Raw genomic sequence first — 20,992 nt, 5'->3', positions numbered from 1 at the left:
TATACAGAGGAGGAATAAGATTTGTACAAAAGAATATCAGTGATTGTTTCAGTTGTGATAATGGCATTGGTCGGAGCAGCTTTTACACAAGTAACTGAGGTAAATGCAGATGTTGATCAGGAGATTAAGGAATTAAAAGAGAAGTCAAAGAAGGCTAGTCAAAAACGTAGTAATTTATCTAGTGAACTATCAGAGTTAGAAAAGAAGATTGAACAGAATAAATCCGAACAAAAAGAAATGAAAAATGAGATTAGTAGTCTGAGAAAAGAAATTGAAGAGGCACAGAAGAAAATTGATCAAAAGAAAAAAGAAATTGATCAAAAGCAAGGCGAAATTGAAAAAGTAGAAAATGAAATTAAAGAGCTGGAAGCTGAAATTAAAAGATTAGAAAATAGAATCGAAGAGTTAAAACAAAACATTAAAGAAACTCAAGAAAAAATTGATAGCCGTGAAGAGCTATTAAAAGATCGTCTACGTAACCTACAACGTAATGGTGGAAGTGTTAAATACTTAGAAGTTGTTCTTGGTGCATCGGATTTCGGTGATTTCATTAGCCGTACTCAAGCGGTTAGTAAAATTATGGACCAAGACCAAAACATTTTGAGAGATCATATTAATGATAAAATTCAACTTGAAGAGGACAAGCAAGAATTAGAAGATTCTAGAGCTCAAGTTGAAGCAAATAAAAATGAATTGTCTGATCAAAGAACTCAACTAGAAGGTCAGAAAAATGCGTTAGTTGCAGATATGAGAGAGTTACAAAATCTCGAAACTAACTTAAATAATAAATTATCAGAACAGAATAGTTTATTAGCTGAATTGCAACATAAAGAAGAAGAGCTACATGATCATTCCATGAGTATCGAGGAAGAACGTGCTAACTTAGCTTCACAAGCAAGAGCATTTGATAAGCTAGTTGCTGAGTTAGAAGAGCAAAAGAAAGCTGAACAAAGAGCAGCACAATCTGGTGGAAGTGTTCAACAAACTAGCACCGTCAAAAATGACCATGGTTTCATTAGACCATCAAGTGGTACATTAACATCAGGTTATGGACATCGCTGGGGTAAGTTGCACGCTGGTATTGATATTGCACGTGGAGGTTCTAACGTAGGCATTAAATCAGTTGCATCGGGTGTTGTATCAAGATCCTACTATTCTAGTAGTTATGGTAATGTAGTCTTCATCGTACATATGGTGAACGGTGAGAAATTTACAACAGTATACGCACATATGAGAAACCGACTAGTCTCTGAAGGACAACAAGTAAGTCAAGGACAAGTTATCGGACATATGGGTAACACTGGTCGTTCAACAGGACAGCACCTTCACTTTGAATTACACAAAGGTAGTTGGAATAGCAGCAAGTCTAATGCTGTAAACCCAGCAAATTATGGTATTCAATAGAATAATAGTCAACCCTAATTGATTTTAGTCAATTAGGGTTGTTTTTATATTTTGACGAGTGACGAATGTGGTTGAAATCGATGCAAGTGCATGTGAAATTACATGAAGTGTTACTGAAACTGAGCAATAGTTGTTGTAACAGTCGCAAGTGTTCGACAATAGATTAGAGTTGTCATTATTAGTAATTATGAGTGACTTTAAGACATATAAATTCTATCCATTACTTTAAGTAACAGTCGTGGTATAATAAAAAAATACAAACATTGCAATTTATTGGGGTGAAACGATTGGAATTAACTAAAAAGTGGCTAGTGTTAATTGTAGTTGTCTCTCTGCTCGTTGGTGGCGGGGTCACAGCTGCGACACTTGAAATGTTAGATCAACCAAATGAACAAGCAAACCCATCTAACGAACAAGAAGAACAAGAGAATGAAGAAGATGGAAGTTCCGAAGAGGAACAACCTGAACAAGAGGATTTTTCAGATCTTGATGTTTTAAGTTATACAATGAATGTTATTCAAGATGAATATGTCAAAGAAGTCTCACGTGAAGAACTAATTGAAGGGGCTCTTGAAGGTATTGTAAATAAACTTGGAGACCCTTATAGTGAATATATGGATGCTGAAACTATGCAGGAGTTTCAAAGTCAAATCGAATCTACTTTCGAAGGAATCGGCGCAGAGGTTACGAAACGAGACAATTACATAACCATTATTTCTCCGATTAAAGACACACCTGCTGAACGCGCTGGTATTCGACCGAATGATCGTGTCATTGAAGTTGACGGTGAAAGTTTAGAAGGAATGAACGTATACGAAGCCGTTTCACTTATTCGTGGTGAAAAAGGAACAGATGTCACATTAACCATCGACCGCCCTGGAGAAGATGAGCCGTTTGATGTTGTAATCACAAGAGACACGATTCCTGTTACAACGGTATATTCAGAAGTGGAAGAACATGATGGACAGAAAGTCGGTGTCTTAGAGATTCGTTCTTTCTCTGAAAAGACATCTCAGGAATTTAAAGAAGAACTACAAAAGCTAGAAGAGGAAGAGAATATCGATGGATTAGTCATTGATGTTAGAGGTAATCCAGGCGGGTTATTAAATTCTGTTCAAGAAATATTAGGGAATTTCTTACCAAAAGAAGATCCGTTTATGCAAGTTTCAGTTAGAGAAGGAGACCCTCAACCGTATTATTTAAATGAGTCTGGTAATAAAGATTACCCGATCTCAGTCTTAACTAATGAGGGTAGTGCTTCTGCATCAGAAATCCTAGCTGCTGCTATGAAAGAAGTTGGCGGATATGAAGTTGTTGGTCAAACAACTTTCGGTAAAGGTACAGTACAACAAACAATGGAAGTTGGCGATGGGCTACTCAAGTTAACTGTTATGGATTGGCTAGACCCTCACGGTGAGAAAATTAACGAAGTTGGTGTTGAACCCACTGTTGAAGTTGAGCAACCTGAATTCTTCTACATTTCATTGATTCAAACGGAAGAACCACTTGAAGTTGACAACACAGGTCAAGAAGTGGTGAAATTACAAGTAATGTTAGAAGGACTAGGTTACGAGCCTGGTCGTACTGATGGTTATTTTGATCAACACACTCAAAGTGCTGTTGAGAGCTTCCAGAGAGATAATAACCTTGAGGTAACTGGAACTGTTAATGAAGATACAGAAAATGCACTAGAGCAACAAATTTTAGACGCTGTCAACGATTCTGAGCATGATGATCAGCTTCAAAAAGCTATTGAGGTTTTGTTTAATTAAAATAGAGGCTGGGACAAAAGAAAAGTAGCTTAACAAAAAACGAATATTGAGTTTTATTAGCGTAGTCAAAATGCTGAGACACCTGGTCGGCTAAAAACGGCCACGTCCTGCGCCTGCGATTACTCGGCGCAAACTTAAGCAAAGATGTAGTACAAAAAGCATTTGTGGCCAACGCCGACACTAGACCGTCCAGGTCGTCGCAGAACAGCACGAGCTGAGGGGCCACAGGATGTGGGTCAGTTCGGCGTTGCAACATGGATGTTGCGTATTTAGCCGAACATCCTTAAACTCCGAACGAAAGTGAGTTTGGGGAAGTTGAAACCGTGCCTGCGGAAAGCGAAGCATTTTGACGCAGCTAAAAATTGAAGACGAATATTAGGAGTAACTTGACTCCTAATATTCGTCTTCTCTAAGGATAAGATATCTTTTGTCCCAGCCTCGTTTTCTATCAAGAGAAGGAAAACAACTAGTATTGAAGAAATAGTAAAGTAGAGTACATCTTGATCGGAGGTTAGACTGCGATGACGATAGAGTGGTTAAGAGAAATAGGATTCGGTATTTTGTGGTTGTTTGCTCAACCAATGTTATATCTGGCCATTTTGTTTACATTTTGGACAGGTTATATTCGAATTAAAAAAGAAAGAAGCATGTTTCGGCATCGGGTCTTTCCAATAGGTTCTGAATGGACAAGTACTTGGTTACTTGGAATTAGTTATGGACTATTGTTGTCAGTCTTACTTGTTATGTCAGGATCTATGTTAACTATGGAGTGGCTATGGTTATTGACATTAGTTGTAGCAATAGTTTTTCTAACCAATCAAGTTTGGTTACTGTCACCGGTATATACGGTAGGAATTGTTGCGATTACCATGTGGATTCTAAATACTTTTAATGTCCAAATGTCTGGCAGGTTAAATGAATTTGTTGAAGTTGATTTAGTGTTAGTAAGTTATATTTTAGTGGCGTTGTTTGCTGCAGAAATTTTATTATTGTTGACTTCAAAACGTCATCTATCTTTTCCGGAGCTTCATAAAAGTCAACGTGGTAAGTCAGTAGGTAGTCATTTAGTTAAAAGGTTATTGTTCGTACCTGCGTTTGTTCCTGTTCCATCTGGTGCACTTGAATTATCCATGTTTAACTGGTGGCCAGCATTTGGGTTGAACGAACAGTTTGGATTAATGCTTTTTCCATTTGTTATAGGTTTTTCACAACGTTTTAGAGGGCATTTTTCTGATATTGGTGCTCGTAAGGTAGCGAAAGCTCTATCTGGCTTATTAGTTGTTCTCTTAATCGGTTCATTTGGAATATATTTATTTCCACAATTCACTATATATTTAGTGTTAATTGCTTTAGTGGGACGAATTGTCATCCAATACGGTATGTATTTCATTGATCGAGAGAAACAGCCCATTTTCACACCAAAAGAAGACGGTATTGTTATTGTAGGCATTATGCCTAACTCTCCAGCTGATGAAATGGGTCTTGTTGTTGGTGAAAAAATAGAGAAAATTCATGACCAACCTATTTCAAATGAACAAGAGTTTTACGAAGCGATGAGCGAACATCGTACTTTTTGTAAAATGGCGGTTCAAGATTTATCTGGCGAAGTTCGTTTTGTTCAACGAGCTTTGTATGAAGGTGAATACCATGAACTTGGATTAATTTTTGTGAAAGAAACACCTAAATTCACTCTTAGACAAGAAGAAATTAGTTAATCAATACTAGAAATTAGCGCAAATGTCTGTATGCTATGGGAACATTACATAGCACTTCAGGCACTTGCGCTTTTCTTAGTTTAAAATGAGGTTTCTACATAGTACTCTCAAACAATTCTAGCGTTCACTGCGTGGTTAAACGGGCTATTGCGCATTTCTTATTCACATCTTTTGCAAAATCTATGTGACAAACTTATCCTTAATATAGGTAAAAATAACAAAAACAGAACCTTTGTTCGCTTTTTGTGTTATAATAGTGATAGTTTATCGTTATTGGAGATGATGTTGTGAATCAGTTTGAACTTCACTCGCAATTTGAACCTCAAGGAGACCAACCTAAAGCAATTGAAAAGATTGTGAATGGGTTAAAGCATAATGAAAAACATCAAACGTTACTCGGTGCAACAGGGACAGGTAAGACATTCACCGTATCAAACGTTGTGACAGAAATTAACCGCCCGACACTTGTTATTGCACACAACAAGACGTTAGCGGGGCAGCTGTATAGTGAGTTTAAAGAGTTCTTTCCGAATAATGCGGTTGAGTATTTTGTAAGTTATTATGATTACTATCAACCTGAAGCATACGTGCCGCAAACGGATACGTATATTGAGAAAGATGCAAGTATTAATGATGAAATTGATAAGCTTAGACACTCAGCTACATCTGCGTTATTTGAACGGAATGATGTGTTAATTGTAGCGAGTGTTTCGTGTATTTATGGTTTAGGTTCGCCACATGAATATAAGGATCTTGTTTTATCTCTACGTGTAGGTATGAATAAAGAACGTGACCAAGTATTAAGAGATTTAGTCGATATTCAGTATGCTCGAAATGATATTGATTTCCAACGTGGTACGTTCCGTGTGCGTGGGGATTCGGTCGAAATTATCCCTGCTTCAAGAGAAGAACATTGTATTCGCATCGAATTTTTTGGAGATGAGATTGACCGAATCCGCGAAGTTGATGCATTAACAGGTGAGATCATTGGTGATCGCGATCATGTTGCGATCTTCCCGGCATCACACTTCGTAACTCGTGAAGAGAAGATGAAAATTGCTATTAAAAATATAGAGCAGGAACTCGAAGAACAACTTGAGAAATTTCGACAGGAAGACAAATTATTAGAAGCGCAAAGATTAGAACAACGTACAAAATATGATCTTGAGATGATGAATGAAATGGGTTTTTGTTCAGGAATTGAAAATTACTCAAGACATTTAACATTACGTGAACCAGGTGCAACGCCATATACATTATTGGATTATTTTCCGGATAATTCATTAATTGTGATTGATGAGTCGCACGTAACGGTCCCACAGATTCGTGGAATGTATAATGGGGATAGAGCGCGTAAGATGACTTTAGTCGATCATGGTTTTAGACTGCCATCTGCATTAGACAACCGTCCGTTAAAGTTTGAAGAATTCGAGAAGCATATTGATAATATTTTATATGTGTCTGCTACACCAGGTGATTATGAGTTAGAACATTCTCCTGGAGTTATAGAGCAAATAATACGTCCAACTGGTTTATTAGATCCGCAAATTGATGTTCGTCCGATTAAAGGACAAATTGATGATTTAATTGGAGAAATTAATAAACGTAAAGAGAGAGAGGAGCGCGTTCTCGTAACGACATTAACCATTAAAATGGCTGAGGATTTAACGAATTATCTTCAGGAGATGGGAATTAAGGTTGCTTATCTACACTCTGAAATTAAAACATTAGAGCGTATTGAGATTATTCGTGACTTGCGTCTAGGTGTATACGACGTATTAGTTGGGATTAACCTTTTACGTGAAGGACTTGATATTCCGGAAGTGTCATTGGTTGCCATACTTGATGCTGATAAAGAAGGGTTCTTACGTTCAGAAAGGTCCCTTGTCCAAACAATGGGGCGTGCCGCGCGTAATGAAAACGGGGAAGTCATTATGTATGCGGATAAAATTACGAAGTCAATGCAATATGCAATGGATGAAACGACTCGCCGTCGTGAAATTCAAATGGCTTATAATGAAAAACACGGCATCACACCGAAGACCATTAAGAAAGAAGTTCGTGATGTAATTAGGGCTACGTATGACTCTGATAGTGAAGATGATCAGGTTGCGCAATATAAAGATTTATCTAAAGCTGAAAAAGCCGAAATGATTGAACGTATGGAAGCGGAAATGAAACAAGCCGCTAAAGAATTAGATTTCGAAAAAGCAATGGAATTACGTGACGTCATTGCAGAGTTAAAAGCGGAAGGATGATTTATTAAAATGAAGTCCATTACGATTCAAGGGGCACGTGCCCATAATTTAAAAGATATAGATATTGAGATACCGAAAAATAAATTAGTTGTCATGACGGGGCTTTCAGGTTCAGGTAAATCATCGCTCGCATTCGATACGATTTATGCAGAAGGTCAGCGTCGTTATGTTGAATCGCTATCGGCATATGCACGTCAGTTTTTAGGGCAAATGGATAAACCAGATGTTGATGCGATTGAAGGGTTATCACCTGCGATCTCTATCGACCAAAAAACAACGAGTAAAAACCCAAGGTCAACAGTTGGTACTGTAACGGAGATTTATGATTATTTACGTTTACTATATGCAAGGGTTGGGCATCCGATATGTCCGATACATGGCGAGGAAATTTCAGCTCAAACCGTTGAACAAATGGTAGACAGAGTTATGGAGCTTGAAGAACGTACAAAGCTTCAAGTTCTCTCACCAGTTGTATCAGGACGTAAAGGTGAGCACGCAAAAGTTTTAGAAGACCTTAAAAAAGAAGGGTATATTCGTTTGCGAGTTAATGGAGAAATGCGTGAGATCAGTGAAGACATTCAGCTTGATAAAAATAAGAAGCACACGATTGAAGTGGTCGTTGACCGTATTATCGTCAAGGAAGGCGTTGAATCGCGCTTATCTGATTCCTTTGAAACGGCATTAAAGTTGAGTGGTGGTCAAGCGATTGTTGATTTAATCGATGGTGATGAGCTATTTTTCAATGAAAACCATGCCTGTCCTAAATGTGGATTTACAATTGGAGAACTTGAACCAAGACTATTCTCGTTTAATAGTCCTTTTGGTGCTTGTCCGACTTGTGATGGGTTAGGGTCAAACTTAGAAGTAGATTTAGATTTGGTTATACCTGATTGGGATTTAACATTAAATCAGCACGCGATTGCACCGTGGAAGCCCGTTTCATCTAATTATTACCCATCTTTATTACAAAGCGTTTGTGAACACTATGGGATTGATATGGATACACCAATAAAAGACATCCCTAAAAAGCAACTCAATAAAATTTTATATGGAAGTGGAAAAGAACGAATTTTATTTAAATATGAAAGTCGTAAAGGGCAAGTCCGCGAAAATGAGATTTACTTCGAAGGTGTTATTTCTAATGTGTCTAGACGTTATCATGAGACGGTTTCGAGTTATGTCCGTGAACAGATGGAGAAGTATATGGCGCAGAAGGATTGTCCTACATGTGAGGGGTATCGTTTATCTGAAGAAGCCTTGGCGGTTAAAGTAAATGGTTTTCACATCGGCCAAGTGACGGAGAAATCCGTGGCACATGCGTTAGACTGGATTCAAGCGATTGAATTAAGTGAAAAAGAAGAACAAATCGCTAAGATGATCGTTAAGGAGATTAAGGATCGATTATCTTTCTTAGTGAACGTTGGTCTTAGTTACTTAACATTGTCTCGTTCTGCAGGTACTTTATCTGGTGGAGAGGCGCAGCGAATACGCTTGGCAACTCAAATTGGTTCAGCTTTAACAGGCGTGTTATATGTATTGGATGAACCATCGATTGGTCTTCACCAACGTGATAATGATCGTTTAATCGCAACGTTAAAACGTATGCGTGATCTAGATAATACACTGATTGTTGTTGAACACGATGAAGACACGATGTTAGCGGCTGACTGGCTTATTGATATTGGACCAGGTGCAGGTGCACAGGGTGGGGAAATCGTGGCTGATGGAACGCCACAGCAGGTAATGGAAGCAGAACAATCATTAACAGGACAATATTTAAGTGGTAAACAATTCATTCCATTACCGAAGGAACGTCGTAAACTTAACAAAAAGCGGACGCTACAAATTAAAAAAGCAGAAGAAAATAACCTTAAAAATGTAGATGTCTCGATTCCATTAGGTTTAATGACAGTCGTTACAGGTGTGTCTGGTTCAGGAAAAAGTACACTAATTAATGAAGTTTTATATAAATCATTAGCTCAAAAGCTACATCGTGCGAAAAAAAAGCCAGGTAAACACAAGGAAATTAGAGGGATCGATCAATTAGAAAAAGTCATTGATATTGATCAATCGCCAATCGGACGTACACCACGTTCTAACCCTGCGACCTACACTGGGGTATTTGATGATATTCGTGATGTATTTGCGCAAACGAGTGAGGCTAAAATTCGAGGCTACAATAAAGGGCGTTTTAGTTTTAATGTAAAAGGTGGCCGTTGCGAAGCCTGTAAAGGTGATGGGATTATTAAAATTGAAATGCACTTCTTACCTGATGTGTATGTTCCGTGTGAAGTGTGTCATGGAAAACGTTATAACCGTGAAACATTAGAAGTTAAATATAAAGGTAAAAATATTGCCGATGTATTAAATATGAGAATCGAAGAAGCATTAGAGTTCTTTGAAAACATTCCTAAAATTAAACGTAAGCTTCAGACGATTGATGATGTTGGCCTTGGTTATATTCGGTTAGGCCAGCCAGCAACAACTTTATCTGGTGGTGAAGCCCAGCGTGTGAAGCTAGCTAGTGAATTACACCGTCGTTCAAACGGTAAATCGTTCTATATTTTAGATGAGCCAACAACGGGTCTTCATGTTCATGACATCTCAAGACTATTAACTGTGTTGCAACGGTTAGTCGAAAATGGAGATAGTGTATTAATCATTGAACATAATTTAGATGTCATTAAAACAGCAGACCATATTATAGACTTAGGTCCAGAAGGTGGAGAAGGTGGCGGTCAAATTATTGCGACTGGTACACCTGAAGAGGTTTCTGAAGTTGAAGAATCATTTACAGGCCAATACCTAGGACCAGTTCTCGAACGAGACCGAAAACGAATGCAAGAGAAAATTTTAGAAAGCACGGCTAAATGAAAGGGGAAAAACGATGGAAGCCATTAAACTAGATGTCGTACAAGATTATATAAATCAATTTGCGGATCAACCAGTATATGTCCATCTCGAAACGACGAATGGGGCGTATGCGAGTCATTTTAATGCGAACGCTTATAATGTCGGTGCTTATATTAGAAACGCACAATTAACTTATAAACAAGGAAAAGTCGTCGAACATGACGATTCTTTCCGAGTTGGTTTAAAGCATGATATTGGCTGGATTTATGCTGAGGGTTTAACAGATTTTGAATATACCGATAAGAACCAATTGTTATTAGCCGGTCATGATCGTGAAGGGCGTCTAATGGTTGCACTACAAATTAGCCCTGAGCCATTTTCTTACTAAGGGGGAACTGTAATGAATTTTAAAGATCATAAACATGTCGTAGTTATCTATCCGCACCCCGATGATGAGTCGTTTGGTGCGGCAGGGACAATTTCAAAATTTAGAGAAGCTGATGTCCCTGTTACGTATCTCTGTGGAACTTTAGGAGAAATGGGACGTAATATGGGGAGTCCATTTTTTGCTAATCGTGAAACACTTCCTGAGATTAGAAAAAAAGAATTGCAGGATGCTTGTTCGGTATTAGATATGAACTTAGAAATGCTAGGGTATCGTGATAAAACGATTGAATTTGAACCAAGAGATGAGATGGCTGAACGTTTTAAAAAATACCTAGAGGATTTAGAGGCTTCATTAGTGATCACATTCTATCCTGGGTTTGCTGTTCACCCAGACCATAATGCCATGGGGGCAGCAACGTTTGAAGCAGTCAAACTGATGGAACCGGGTAAACGTCCTACTGTTTGGGCTACAGCATTTTCAAATGATCATCGTGAGAGACTAGGTAAGCCAAATGTGGTGGTTGATTTAATTGATTCATTTGATAAAAAGCTTGATGCTATTAAAGCTCATCGTTCTCAAGCAGTGGGAATGCTAAACCAGCTACTAGCTAATAGTGAATCTGATGATGAGTATGAAGCGGCAATGGAACGCTTCCGGTACGAAGGCTTTTATGAAGTTGATGTTGATCAAATCAACTATTAATCTCCGTCTACAGGCTGAAAATAAGTATTAAGATTTCGGTCTGATGATTGATGGCGAGCATCTTATCTTTACATACAATTAAGGTAAGATGTTACAAGGAGGAGAATTTTAAAATGAGTGAAGAGCGTAATAAAATTTTAAAGTTATTAGAGGAAGGCCATTTAACGTCTGAAGAGGCAGAAAAATTATTAGACGCCTTAGAAAAGGGGCAAAAGCCAAAACAATCAGAAAGTCAGTCTAGTTATGATGACGAACAAGATTCGTTTAAAGAGTTCAAAAATGAGTTTAAAAGCTTCAAAGATGGCTTCTTAAGTTTTATAGATGACACAATTCAACGTATAAAAGAAGGTCCTTTTGAGTTTACGTTTAACCATGTAAATGTTAAACGTCGCTTTAACTTTTCATCAGAAGGTTTAACACAACTGGATTTAGATTTAGTAAATGGGTCAGTTGAGTTTATTCCGACTGATAATAGTGAACTTTTAATCGAAGTGAACGGTAAGGTATTTAAAGAGAATGATCAAAGTAAAGCTGAGAAGATATTCGATGATTCATTATCAGCAGGTGTCACCAATGATACGCTCCATATTAAGCAAGATGAGAAGAATGTTTCAGCTGAATTAATCATACATTTACCTAAGAAGGCCTATGAACAAGCTTATGTGAAAACTATTAATGGCTCGGTTAAAGCAAGGGAGTTAAATGTTAATTTGGCGCGAGTGTCGAGTATTAATGGCAGTATTCGCTTAGATGATTACCAAGGCGATTCGGTTTATGTTGAAACTAGACATGGATCGATTCGTTTAAACCAGGCTAAATTATCTCAGGCTAAGCTTGAAACGACGACAGGTTCCATTTACTACGATGGAGATGTTGAATATTTAGATGCTGATGTAACAACAGGAAGCCTTCGCTCTTTCTTAAGAAACTCTAATGTTAAAAAAGCAAACCTGAAAACCACAACTGGGTCATGTCAGTTGTATCTGCCAAATGATATTAAGGTTAAAGGTTTTGCGAATACGAGTGTTGGTAGTGTTGATGTAAATCTACCGAACGTAGTTGTTCAAAAAGTAGATGACCAGATTGTTAAGAAAACAGTTAAATTTTATAATACAACAGAGAACGACCCTTACTTAGATGTGGATGTAGAAGCTAAAACAGGAAGTATTAAAATAAATAGTTTTAGTTAAAAGGGGACTTATGATGTTAAAAAATTGGATTATTTCAATTGTCGTTAACACGATTGCTTTACTAGCCGTAAATGAACTATTCCAAAGCATTGATATTAATGGTGTTCAGACAGCCGTGTTAGCGAGTATCATTCTAGGAATCTTGAACGCAATCGTCAAACCTATATTAGTCTTTTTAACGTTACCAATCACGATTCTGTCATTAGGACTGTTTTTATTTGTCATCAATGCGATTACCCTGATGATTACCCAAAGTCTACTAGGTAGCGATTTTATTATAAATGGATTTGGAATCGCAATTTTAGCCGCAATTATTATTACGATCTTAAATACAATCTTGCAAAAGATTTTAAAAGAAGTGTTGAATTAAATATAATCCTCCTCTCAAGTAGAGGGGGATTATATTTATGTTTATTGAAAGTTTGGCCACCCCAATCGAAAATTAGTGCACCTCTATCGACATTGAAGCTCCCCCAATCGACAAACGGAGCATTTCTATCGACATTGAAGCTTTCCCAATCGACAAACGGAGCGTTTCTATCAACATTGGAGCTTTCCCAATCGACAAACGGTTCGTTTCTATCGACATTGAAGCTCTCCCAATCGACAAACGGTTCGTCTTCATCGATATTCGGGCTTTCCCAATTGGCAAACGGAGCGTTTCTATCGACATTGAAGCACTCCCAATCGACAAACGGTTCGTCTTCATCGATATTCGGGCTTTCCCAATCGACAAACGGAGCGTTTCTATCGATATTCGGGCTTTCCCAATCGACAAACGGAGCGTTTCTATCGACATTGGAGCTTTCCCAATCGACAAACGGTTCGTTTCTATCGACATTGAAGCTCCCCCAATCGACAAACGGTTCGTCTCTATCGATATTCGGGCTTTCCCAATTGACAAACGGAGCGTTTCTATCGATATTCGGGCTTTCCCAATCGACAAACGGAGCGTTTCTATCGATATTCGGGCTTTCCCAATCGACAATCGGAGCATTTCTATCGACATTGAAGCTTTCCTAATCGACAATCGGAGCGTTTCTATCGATATTAGGCCTCTCCTAATCGACAATCGGAGCATTTCTATCGATATTAGGCCTCTCCTAATCGACAAACAGAGCGTTTCTACTAATATTCGAGCTTCCTCAATCAACAATTGGCTTAACCTAATCGAAATTCTTTTATAAACCTTTTTAATGATAAGCGTTTTTAAGATATGATATAGTTATGAATAATGATGTGATGTAAAAAGGAGAGAGACGGATGATTAAGGTCCGTACGAAGGATTTAATAGAACGTTTTGATTTAGAGTTAGTGGCTGGTGAAGATGGTGTGCATCGTGAAATCTTCAGTAGTGATATATCGAGGCCGGGAATGGAGATGGCCGGATATTTTACGCATTACCCAAAAGAACGTCTTCAGTTAATGGGACGTACAGAGTTATTATTTTTATATGATTTGAAACCAGAAGAAATCGCAGACCGTATGGAACGGTTGTGTACAGATGTGACTCCCGGTATTGTTATTACCCGTGGGCTTGATGTTCCTCAAGCCTTAGTTGAAGCTGCTAATCAAGCAGGGGTGCCGGTTATGCGTTCGCCTTATAAGACGACACGCGTCATTAGCCGATTGACCACATTTTTAGATACTAAATTTGCACCATCAACAGCTTTACATGGTGTATTAGTGGATGTGTATGGTGTTGGTGTTCTAATCACAGGTAAAAGTGGTATTGGTAAAAGTGAAACAGCACTTGAGCTCGTTAAACGTGGTCACCGCTTAGTAGCAGATGATAACGTGGAGATTCGACAAGAGGATTATGATACGTTAATTGGGAATCCACCGAATCTCATTGAGCATTTACTTGAAATTAGAGGATTAGGTATTATCAATGTGATGACATTATTCGGAGCTGGTGCTGTTCGTAATTATAAGCGTATTTCATTGGTTGTCCACTTAGAAACTTGGGCAGCGGATAAACAGTATGACCGTCTGGGATTAGATGAAGACAAAATGAAAATCATGGATGTGGAATTACCTAAAGCAACGATACCAGTTCGACCTGGACGAAATGTCTCGGTTATTATTGAAGTAGCCGCGATGAATTTCCGTTTAAAACGGATGGGGATTAACACAGCAGAGGAATTTTCTAATCGATTAAATTCAGTCATAGACGATGTAGATAAAAACGAAATCGAATAAAAGGAGAGTAATCGATGTATTGTACGGCAGAACCATATGACCGAGTGTTTTTGAATCTTGGACCATTTCCTGTATATTGGTATGGATTTTTAATTATGTTAGGTGCCCTGATAGGGTTGATTGTTGCTCAGCGCGAAGCTAAGCGTTTAGGGTTACATAAAGATTTCTTTATCGATTTATTAGTGTTCGCTATACCTGCCGCCATCATTGGGGCTAGATTATACTACGTCATATTCCAATGGGAACATTATGATTCATTTTTAGAAATGATCGATATCCGTGAAGGTGGTTTAGCCATTCACGGTGCATTAATTGCCTCTGTATTAGTGGCTTATTTTTACGCTAAGAAAAAAGATGTATCGTTCTGGAAAGTTGCAGATATTGCGGCACCTAGTATTTTAATTGGTCAAATGTTAGGCCGCTGGGGTAACTTTATGAACCAAGAGGCTTACGGTGGGCCGATCTCTGAATCTGCTTATCAAAACTTCCACCAATACATTCCAGATTTCATAATGAATCAAATGTGTGTTGATGGGGTTTATCATCACCCAACATTCTTATATGAATCAGTATGGAGTATGTTAGGCATTATTCTTTTAATAGTTTTAAGATATAAAGTGAACCCACGCCGCGGTGTTATTTTCTTAACGTACGTGATGTGGTATTCATTCGGACGTTTCTTTATTGAAGGAATGAGAACGGATAGTTTATACATCATTCCAGGATTACGTACCGCACAAGTGATTTCGATTCTACTCATTTTAGGTAGCTTATTAGTTCTATATTACAGACATAAAAAAGGTTACGATGATGTTTTATACGATGGGACGTCATTAAAGAAAAAAGGTCAAACAAATAAAAAGAAGAAAAAGAAATAGATTCAACCAAGGGAGACGAGAAAGATGAAGGGAACATTAAAGAGGGGATTCCAAAGTGGCTTACAGTTAACTTGGACGTTAGGAAAAATTATTTTTCCTATTACGTTAATCGTTACAATCCTTCAGTACACACCTGTTCTCTCATGGGTGATTGACTGGATTGCACCACTTATGACCCTACTTGGTTTACCAGGTGAAGCGGCGGTACCATTGGTGCTAGGTAATGCGCTTAATTTATACGCTGGGATTGGCGCGATTGTTAGCTTTGATTTTACCGTTAAAGAAGTGTTTATATTAGCGTTGATGCTATCGTTCTCTCATAATTTGTTTATAGAGTCAGCGGTGGCAGCTAAAGTAGGGGTTAAGTTTTGGATTATTATTGCTGTCAGAGTTGGGTTAGCTGTCGTGTCAGCTGTTCTCGTTAACTTATTCTGGCAAGGTGGTCAGGAAATGGCGAAGTATGGGCTAATCTCTAATGATGGTCCTGAACCAAATGGTTGGGGTGAGATCGCCTTAACTGGTTTGGAGACAGCATTCCTTTCAATTGTCCAGTTAGCAGCTATTGTCATTCCGCTAATGATCGTGATGCAATGGTTGAAAGAGCATCAGTGGATGGATTGGATGTCTCAGAAGCTTGCGCCTTTTACAAGAATGTTAGGGGTAAAAGAAAATGCATCAATGACGTTAGTTGCTGGTTTAACGATTGGTCTTGCGTACGGTGCAGGCTTAATGATTCAAGCGGTTAAAGAAGACAATGTTTCTAGAAAAGATATGACCCTCGTGTTAATATTTCTTGTAACATGTCACGCTGTTGTTGAAGATACGCTTGTTTTTATTCCGCTAGGTATCCCTGTATGGCCATTGTTATTGATTAGATTAACGACGGCTATAATTCTAACCGCAACTATAGCTTATATTTGGAACCGATATGAAAAAAATAAAGAAAAAGACACCAGAAAGGATGCAGTCACACATGAGCATACGTACGATTCTGTTTGATTTGGATGGAACGTTAATTGATACGAATGAGCTAATCGTTGAATCGTTCAAACATACGTTTAAAGCACATTTAGATAAAGAATATACAAGAGAAGATATTTTACAATTTATTGGACCGCCATTACGCGATTCATTTGAAAAAGTGAACCCTGATCAAGTTGAAGAAATGGTTAAAACTTATCGCGAGCATAATTTATCCAACCACGATTTATATGTAAAAAGCTATGACGGTGTATTTGAAACCATCCAAGCGCTACATGAAAAAGGCTATCAAATGGCGATTGTCACAACTAAGATTCGTGAGACAGCCTTAAAAGGATTAGAGCTTACTCACTTAGATCAATTTTTTGATGTCGTCATTGGTTTAGATGATGTTAGTAATGCCAAACCAGATCCTGAACCGGTGTTGAAAGGGATGGACGCACTTGGTGGAAATCCTGAAACAACCATCATGATTGGAGATAATTCTCACGATATCCATGCAGGGCAAAGTGCGGGGACCAAAACCGCGGGTGTGGCTTGGTCAGCAAAAGGGAAAGACTTTATTGAGTCATTAAATCCAGACTACGTCTTAAATCATATTTCTGACTTACTTGAGATTGTTGAGGAGTGAGGGTCATGCGCAAGACAGAACGTTATAGAGTAACGGAAAGCAATTCACTTTGGCAAATTTATAAAACAGTTCCATTTTTAAAGGTGTGTAAAAATTTTATTTTCATTCAGTTAGGTCGTTACTCACCTTCGTTAAAAGTGAAAAATTGGCTCTATCGCACGTTCTTGCGCATGAAAATTGGTAAGTCTACAGCTTTAGCCTTAATGGTGATGCCCGATGTTATGTTTCCTGAAAAAATTTCAATTGGTCGAAATTCGATCGTAGGTTATAACACGACAATCTTAGCCCATGAATATTTAATTGAAGAGTACAGGCTAGGAGATGTCATCATTGGTGATGAGGTGATGATTGGTGCGAACAGCACAATTTTACCTGGTGTTACCATTGGCGATGGTGCGATTGTATCTGCTGGAACGCTAGTGCATGAAGATGTACCCGCTGGCTGTTTTGTTGGTGGAAATCCAATGAAGCTCATCTATACGAAGGAAGAGATGGAACAACGCCAATTACAACAGAAATAATTTATGACTGAAAGACGTATACTTCTTAGAAGAGACTAAGATCGTATGCGTTTTTAAATATTATATCTTTTGAAAATTATTGTTGAATTGTGAAACGCTTTCGGTGGACGCTTTCCGCGGGCACGGCTTCAACTATCTTTGAGAAGAAAAGTTATTTTCTTCTCAAAGAGGATTTTCAGTCCGTGCTGTTCCCGCTGGAGTCGCCACCTTCGCTTAACACAAATCAATATTTCAATATACTTACTTCAACGATTAACACTCTATCATTCATGTTTTACTGATCAATCTCAAAGGGAATAATATAATACATACCTCAAGGGAGGAATCGGAATGGAACAATACATTTTATCGTTAGATCAAGGTACAACTAGCTCAAGAGCCATTTTGTTTAACAAAAAAGGGGAAATGGTTGAGGTTGCTCAGCAAGAGTTCAAGCAGTATTTCCCGCAACCAGGTTGGGTGGAGCATGACGCTAATGAAATTTGGACGTCGACGCAATTTTGTATGTCTGAAGTGTTAAGAAAAGCTGACATTGAACCGAATCAAATCGCCGGAATCGGGATTACCAATCAACGTGAAACCACGGTTGTTTGGGACCGTCATACAGGAAGACCGATTCATAAAGCGATTGTTTGGCAATCTAGACAAACAGAGGACATTTGCGAAACACTTAAGAATGAAGGCCACGAGCCTCTTTTTAGAGAAAAAACAGGTTTACTGTTAGATCCATATTTTTCAGGAACAAAGGTGAAGTGGATTTTAGATCATATAGATGGTGCCAAAGAAAAGGCGGAAAACGGGGATCTTATGTTTGGCACGATTGACACATGGCTGATCTATAAGTTATCAGGCGGGAAAGTGCATGTGACCGATTACTCAAATGCATCTCGCACATTAATGTATAACATCCATGAATTGAAATGGGATGATGAGCTTTTAGAAATATTAGATGTTCCGAAAAGCATGCTACCGGAAGTGCGACCGTCTTCTGAAGTTTATGGGAAAACGGCTGAATATCAATTTCAAGGCTATGAAGTTCCAATCGCAGGTGCGTGCGGCGATCAACAGTCGGCTTTATTCGGCCAGGCGTGTTTTGAAAAAGGAATGGCGAAAAATACGTATGGTACAGGATGCTTCATGTTAATGAACACAGGTCGTGAAGCGGTGACCTCAGACCATGGTTTATTGACAACATTAGCATGGGGTGTTGACGGCGAGGTACACTATGCATTAGAAGGTAGTATTTTTGTTGCTGGTTCTGCAATCCAATGGTTGCGCGATGGTCTTAGATTGTTCAAATCAGCTAAAGATAGTGAAATGTATGCTAAACGTGTGGAATCTACTGATGGTGTGTACGTGGTACCGGCATTTGTTGGACTAGGCACACCGTATTGGGACAGTCATGCCCGAGGAGCTGTTTTTGGCTTAACGCGTGGTACTGAAAAGGAACACTTTATTCGCGCAACACTTGAATCACTAGCTTACCAGTCGAAGGATGTCGTCAATGCGATGATTGAAGATGCTGGTTTAAAACTTAAAACCTTACGTGTTGATGGTGGCGCCGTGCAAAATGATTTTCTAATGCAATTCCAAAGTGATATTTTAAATGCTAATGTCGAACGCCCAGTTGTGAATGAAACAACTGCTTTAGGGGCTGCTTACTTAGCAGGCTTAGCTGTTGGTTATTGGGATAGTAAAGATGAAATCGCGAATCAGTGGAAAACGGATCGCATGTTTGAACCGAACATGAGTGAGGATGAACGAGAGGAAAAATATGATGGCTGGAAGAGAGCCGTTAAAGCGACACAAGCTTTTATATCGTAGAAAGGGTGTTAGATCTTGACTGCTATGTCGAATAAACATCGTGAAGAAAACAAAAGTGCATTAAAAGAAGAATTTGACCTTGTCGTAATAGGTGGAGGCATCACTGGAGCGGGAATTGCGTTAGATGCTGTCACACGAGGCTTATCGGTTGTGGTTTTAGAGATGCAAGATTTTGCTGCAGGTACATCGAGTCGCTCAACTAAGTTAGTACACGGTGGTTTACGTTACCTTAAGAACTTTGAGGTGAAAATGGTTGCCGAAGTCGGTAAGGAACGGGACATCGTTTATGAAAATGGCCCACATGTAACGACGCCTGAGTGGATGATGCTACCGTTCTATGAAAAAGGTACATTTGGCCCGTTAACGACGAATCTCGGGCTTAGAGTGTATGACTTTTTGGCAGGCGTGAAAAAAGATGAACGCCGCAAAATGCTAACGGTAGAGGAGACGCTTGACCGTGAACCGTTATTAAATCGTGATGGGCTTAAAGGTAGCGGCTATTATGTCGAATACAAAACCGATGATGCTAGGTTAACGTTAGAAGTTTTAAAGAAGGCCATCGAAAACGGTGCAACAGCTTTTAATTATATGAAGGTCGAACAGCTTTTATATAATGATGGTCACGTAGTTGGAGTAAAAGCTCACGACTTAACGGATGGCACAGTTCATGAAGTGTTTGGTAAAAAGATCGTAAATGCTACAGGACCATGGGTTGATCAAATTCGTTCGATGGATCACGTAAAAAAGGATAAGTATTTGTTTCATACAAAAGGTGTTCACTTAGTGTTTGATCATACAAAGTTTCCGCTACAGCAAGCAATCTATTATGACACGCCTGATGGTCGAATGGTGTTTGCCATTCCTCGTGATGGCAAAACGTACGTTGGAACAACCGATACACCGTTTGAAGGTGATTTAACGAATCCGACGGTGACAAGAGAGGATCGAATTTATTTATTAGAAACGATCCATCAAATGTTTCCTAACGTCAAGCTTTTAGAAGATGACATCGAGTCTACTTGGTCTGGTGTGAGACCACTTATTCATGAGGAAGGTAAAAGCCCTTCTGAGATTTCTAGAAAAGATGAAATTTTCGTATCCGATTCAGGCCTAATGTCGATTGCTGGTGGTAAATTAACAGGTTATCGAAAAATGGCTCAGCAAGTTGTAGATTTAGCCGCAAAGCAATTAAATATTGATGTTCCTAAATCGAGCACGAAACACCTTCCGATTAGTGGCGGAGACGTCAACGGCTCAAAAGGCTTTGAATCCTTTTCGTTACTAATGATTTATGAAGGTCAAAAAATCGGTATAAAAGAAGCCGTGGCTCAATCGTTAGTTCATCGTTATGGATCAAATGTTCAGAAAGTGTTTTATTACTACGAGCAGGCACCCAATGATTTAGGAATGCCTAAAGAAGTCTATGCTGAATTAATGTACACATTAGAGTACGAACAAGTTTATAAGCCAGTTGACTTCTTTGTTAGAAGAACTGGAGCATTATATTTTAATATAGAATGGGTAAAGGAACATCAACATGCGGTTACCGATTTTATGAAAAAGTATTTTAATTGGCGTAACGAGCAATATCAAGATTATGTTGCTGAACTTCAAAAAGCAATTAAAGAAGCTAAAGAACCAGTCCCACAGATCTAAAACTGTGGGATTTTTGT

At 38.6% G+C, this 20,992-nt stretch carries 16 protein-coding genes; all 16 read left to right on the top strand.

From position 1 onward, the window contains the following. The first annotated feature begins 21 nt into the window (after positions 1–21). The 16 genes from ACTWQB_RS12475 (at position 22) to ACTWQB_RS12400 (ending at position 20,975) form a co-directional block, all read left to right on the top strand. Positions 22–1,404, top strand: a complete 1,383-nt coding sequence (locus ACTWQB_RS12475) for a murein hydrolase activator EnvC family protein (RefSeq protein ID WP_443139519.1) — start codon at positions 22–24, stop codon at positions 1,402–1,404. A gap of 287 nt (positions 1,405–1,691) precedes the next feature. Next, positions 1,692–3,176: a S41 family peptidase gene (locus tag ACTWQB_RS12470; RefSeq protein ID WP_443139518.1), complete on the top strand. Its 1,485-nt coding sequence runs from the start codon at positions 1,692–1,694 to the stop codon at positions 3,174–3,176. A 521-nt stretch (positions 3,177–3,697) separates the two neighbouring features. Continuing rightward, the gene (locus ACTWQB_RS12465; protein WP_443139517.1) at positions 3,698–4,891 is read left to right on the top strand and encodes a hypothetical protein; all 1,194 of its coding nucleotides are present in this window, start codon (positions 3,698–3,700) and stop codon (positions 4,889–4,891) included. 287 nt (positions 4,892–5,178) lie between these two features. Next, entirely contained in the window at positions 5,179–7,149 is a 1,971-nt protein-coding gene (uvrB, locus tag ACTWQB_RS12460; RefSeq protein ID WP_443139516.1) for an excinuclease ABC subunit UvrB, read from the top strand. A 9-nt stretch (positions 7,150–7,158) separates the two neighbouring features. Further along, positions 7,159–10,023, top strand: coding sequence for an excinuclease ABC subunit UvrA (uvrA, locus tag ACTWQB_RS12455; RefSeq protein WP_443139515.1), 2,865 nt, complete (start codon positions 7,159–7,161; stop codon positions 10,021–10,023). Between the two features lie 13 nt (positions 10,024–10,036). Beyond that, entirely contained in the window at positions 10,037–10,390 is a 354-nt protein-coding gene (locus ACTWQB_RS12450) for a YojF family protein (RefSeq protein ID WP_443139514.1), read from the top strand. Positions 10,391–10,402: 12 nt separating this feature from the next. After that, positions 10,403–11,092, top strand: a complete 690-nt coding sequence (gene bshB2 / locus ACTWQB_RS12445) for a bacillithiol biosynthesis deacetylase BshB2 (protein WP_443139513.1) — start codon at positions 10,403–10,405, stop codon at positions 11,090–11,092. Between the two features lie 113 nt (positions 11,093–11,205). Beyond that, positions 11,206–12,282, top strand: coding sequence for a DUF4097 family beta strand repeat-containing protein (locus tag ACTWQB_RS12440; protein WP_443139512.1), 1,077 nt, complete (start codon positions 11,206–11,208; stop codon positions 12,280–12,282). A gap of 13 nt (positions 12,283–12,295) precedes the next feature. Continuing rightward, complete coding sequence (locus ACTWQB_RS12435; protein WP_443139511.1) at positions 12,296–12,652, top strand: phage holin family protein; 357 nt, start codon at positions 12,296–12,298, stop codon at positions 12,650–12,652. A gap of 893 nt (positions 12,653–13,545) precedes the next feature. Continuing rightward, on the top strand, positions 13,546–14,484 hold the full coding sequence (hprK, locus tag ACTWQB_RS12430; protein WP_443139510.1) for an HPr(Ser) kinase/phosphatase: 939 nt from the start codon (positions 13,546–13,548) through the stop codon (positions 14,482–14,484). A 14-nt stretch (positions 14,485–14,498) separates the two neighbouring features. After that, positions 14,499–15,362: a prolipoprotein diacylglyceryl transferase gene (lgt, locus tag ACTWQB_RS12425; protein WP_443139509.1), complete on the top strand. Its 864-nt coding sequence runs from the start codon at positions 14,499–14,501 to the stop codon at positions 15,360–15,362. 24 nt (positions 15,363–15,386) lie between these two features. Continuing rightward, entirely contained in the window at positions 15,387–16,361 is a 975-nt protein-coding gene (locus tag ACTWQB_RS12420; protein WP_443139508.1) for a nucleoside recognition domain-containing protein, read from the top strand. Beyond that, positions 16,336–16,974: a pyrophosphatase PpaX gene (gene ppaX, locus ACTWQB_RS12415; protein ID WP_443139507.1), complete on the top strand. Its 639-nt coding sequence runs from the start codon at positions 16,336–16,338 to the stop codon at positions 16,972–16,974. Before ACTWQB_RS12420 ends, ppaX begins: the two co-directional genes overlap by 26 nt. A 5-nt stretch (positions 16,975–16,979) precedes the next feature. After that, positions 16,980–17,495, top strand: coding sequence for an acyltransferase (locus ACTWQB_RS12410; RefSeq protein ID WP_443139506.1), 516 nt, complete (start codon positions 16,980–16,982; stop codon positions 17,493–17,495). 330 nt (positions 17,496–17,825) lie between these two features. After that, on the top strand, positions 17,826–19,319 hold the full coding sequence (gene glpK / locus ACTWQB_RS12405; protein WP_443139505.1) for a glycerol kinase GlpK: 1,494 nt from the start codon (positions 17,826–17,828) through the stop codon (positions 19,317–19,319). A 24-nt stretch (positions 19,320–19,343) separates the two neighbouring features. Then, positions 19,344–20,975 (top strand): glycerol-3-phosphate dehydrogenase/oxidase, encoded by a 1,632-nt coding sequence (locus ACTWQB_RS12400; RefSeq protein ID WP_443139527.1) that lies wholly within the window; start codon positions 19,344–19,346, stop codon positions 20,973–20,975. Positions 20,976–20,992 lie beyond the last annotated feature (17 nt).

Source organism: Piscibacillus sp. B03, from assembly GCF_052246295.1.
Classification (GTDB): domain Bacteria; phylum Bacillota; class Bacilli; order Bacillales; family Alkalibacillaceae; genus Piscibacillus.
The sequence above is the reverse complement of the archived record's forward strand: the minus strand, read 5'-3'. Positions and strand labels throughout refer to the sequence as shown.